Here is a 2,931-nt window from a genome sequence, read left to right as displayed (position 1 = left end):
CCTCCAGAAACTGCTCATAGGCAGTGTCGTGGACATCCAGGACGCCGGTCACCTTTGCGCTCGGAATGGGCCGGCCGTCTGGGCTGATGATGCGGCCTTTGATCGTGACGCGAAGCGTGGAGAGCTTCAGCGTCAGAGGAGGGATATAGGGAGAGCCGACCTCGACGCGGGCTTCCGCTTCCGCCGTGGCCGTCCGAGTGACGCCTTTGATTCCGGTAGGGCGCGAGGGGGCTGTGGCGGAGACCTTGTAGTGACCGGGCGGCAGACCGGTGAAGCTGAAATGCCCTTCGGCATCGGTGACGGTCGTTTTGGCGGTTGACCGGCCAACCAGCGTGACAACGGCGTCACCGGCGTGTCCGGGCTGCGGAATTGAGTCGAAAGCCAGCCGGAACTCCTCGTCCGATGCGAACCGAGCGTTTTCCAGAAAATCGAGTGCCTTGTGGAAATCCGGCGCGTCGATGACGGTGCCGTGGAGTTCGTACGCGGCTGGTGCGTCCGCTTTCCCGCCCGGCTGGCTGGAGGCGGGACGGGTCTGGGACATCGGCGTTGATGACCGTTCGCTGAGCTTCAACGTTCCCTTGACCTGATCGCGCACGAGGATCAGGTGATAGGTCGCAGACTCGGCAAAGTCGATGGCTTCGGTACGGGCGTCGTCGTACTCGAACCAGAAGGACTTGCAGGGGACGCTTTCGACGACAAAACGGCCGTCGGCGTCGGTGGTGATACCGGCAAGGACGCTGCTGGAGGGATAGAGCTCTTCGCCGGTCAGGTGCAGCTTGTTCTCTTGCCGGATGGGCTGGCCCGTGGTGTCAGTGAGGCGGCCCTCGATCCGGGCGGCAGGCACCATGACGAAATCGAGGCGGTAGGGCTGGTCCGGCCGGACCAGGTCCACGTAATGGCTGTGATCCGCTGGCTCAGGTTCATCCGTGATACCCAGGTTCCCGTGTCGGCAGAGGTTCTGTTCGTAGAAGCCCTCCGTGCGTGCGCAGATGGTGGCGGCTTGGGTGCCGACGTTCAGAGGCGTGTTTGAGACAAGGATTCCGGGTCCGAAGCGGAGGGTGTATCGGCCATCAGGCCCGCTGACCGTGATACCGGTCCGTCGAAGTGTGCCTATTCCCGCATGGGCGGTGATCTCCACGTCGGAGATGGGCTTGCCGTCCCCATCGGTCACTCGTCCGAAGACTTCGAAGGGTTTGTGCTGCCTATCCTTCTCGCTTGGCGGGGCATAGAGGTCCTCGGCGTAGACGCGGAAGCGGGTCGCTTGGTCGATATTCCCTTCGCGGGCAAAGGTGAAAACCAGGTCCTCGTTGTGGATCTTGGCGACACCCTTGATGATTCCGCTGTTCTCGAACTCGCGGACGACGCTGCCGTAGGTGAGGCCCTTATCATCAGCCAGTTGCACGCGGATCAGCCACTTGGCCTTGGGACCGGACGGATAGCTGACATGCAGCCTGCCTTCGATCCGGCTGTCCGTGCAGGCAAACTCGATCCAGTGGGCCTCGAGCTCATCGGCATCGATGTTGAGGAGGACAGGCCTGTCGAAACGAAGCGGACCCTCCCAGTAGTCGGCCTCGGCGGGTTGGGTGGCGGTGGCGGTGAGTTTGGCCGCTTGGTCCCACTGCTTGAGGGCCAGGTGTCCCCGCAGGGCTTCCTCCTCATCGGCCGGGGCGGGTTGACCATCCTCCTTTGGAAGAAATGCCTCCGGCGGCGGTGGTTCTTCAAATCCGGGCGGCGGGTTGACGCTCAGCGGACCGATCGGCATCTGCTCGGTGATCGATCCAAGCTCAATATCGGCGGCGGTGAAGATGGTCTCGGACGATGCGGGGTCGTAAGTGCGAATCGATTGGACCTTGTGGGTTTGTAGCGAGGCCCGCCGGTTGGAGTTTGGCGGTTGCCAGAAACCCATCCACTCCGTCGGTAACCAGATGTGGTCCGAGATTTGCTCGGCTGTACGAACGTAGAGACCGGCGTAGGGTCTGCGGTTCCGGGCGAAACCGCCTTTGCCGAAGCTTTCGTGGCTGAGCAAGGCGAAGTTCCGCTCAGGATTAAGGCGGTACTTCTTGTGGATTTCGTACCGATCTGGCCCGATCTCGACCAGCACGACAGCGCGACTGCCCTCGATCACCTCGGCAGCGTGGGCGTAGACGTGCTTACTCTCCAGCAGTCCTGCTTCGGCGATTCTGATTGCCTCAGACAGCCCATGCAGGGGACCACCATTCATTTCCATAAGCAGCAAATCTGTGCCAATTGACCAAGGCGCATCCAGTACCCGTTGCCAGCCTGCTTGCGTGTCCGAAAGTCGGGACGTATAGATCCCGCGCTCATGGTTGTAGACAAAGTCAATCTTGCGAAATGCTTCGCCGTCGTAGGCGAGAAGGTAGCGGTTCTCAGCGTAGGGCCGAGCGCCATTGGTCCAAGGCAGAATTTGTGGATCGAATTCGATGCGGGTCCTCCCGCGTGGCAATTCCTCAATCCAGGCCCGGGCATGGGTTCTTGCGGGGGTGGATACCCACTCCTGCTGCGTATCGTCCCACTCGTAGAGCCGGCTGGAGGCGACGATCTCCAGGTGGCGCAGGTCCTGGACAGCCTTGGCGTAGGCGTCGCGGATCTCAAAGAGAAGTTGTTTGGTGGACTGAATCTCCGGGTCCTCGGGCGCCTCGCCCTCAGCCCGGGCGAGATTCGCCCAGTAGAGACCGACGGTCAGGCCGGCCACGAGTGCCAAACCGATCAGGCCCGCTTTCCAGCGGTGGCCCGGCGTGGCTTGCGGGTCGGGTGAACCGACCAGGCGCCTGATCCGAGCCAGGAGCGATCCACCAGCGGCGGCGAGGGCGAGGTCGGCGGTTGGCGGCCGGAGGGTTTCGAGGGCGACAAGGGCTCGGGCGTAGGCGAGGCGGTCGCCGCAGAGGGCGACGGCGTGGTCGTCGCAGCAGT

Annotated in this window: 1 protein-coding gene; it reads right to left on the bottom strand. The window is 62.7% G+C overall.

The genetic code is table 11. The annotated features are described in order from the left end of the window. Positions 1–2,713: carboxypeptidase regulatory-like domain-containing protein (locus GXY33_21355; protein NLX07694.1), on the bottom strand; the 2,713-nt coding region annotated here is incomplete at its 3' end. Positions 2,714–2,931: the final 218 nt, after the last annotated feature.

It is taken from the genome of Phycisphaerae bacterium (genome assembly GCA_012729815.1).
Classification (GTDB): Bacteria; Planctomycetota; Phycisphaerae; order JAAYCJ01; family JAAYCJ01; genus JAAYCJ01.
This window is presented reverse-complemented; position numbering and strand designations above follow the sequence as displayed.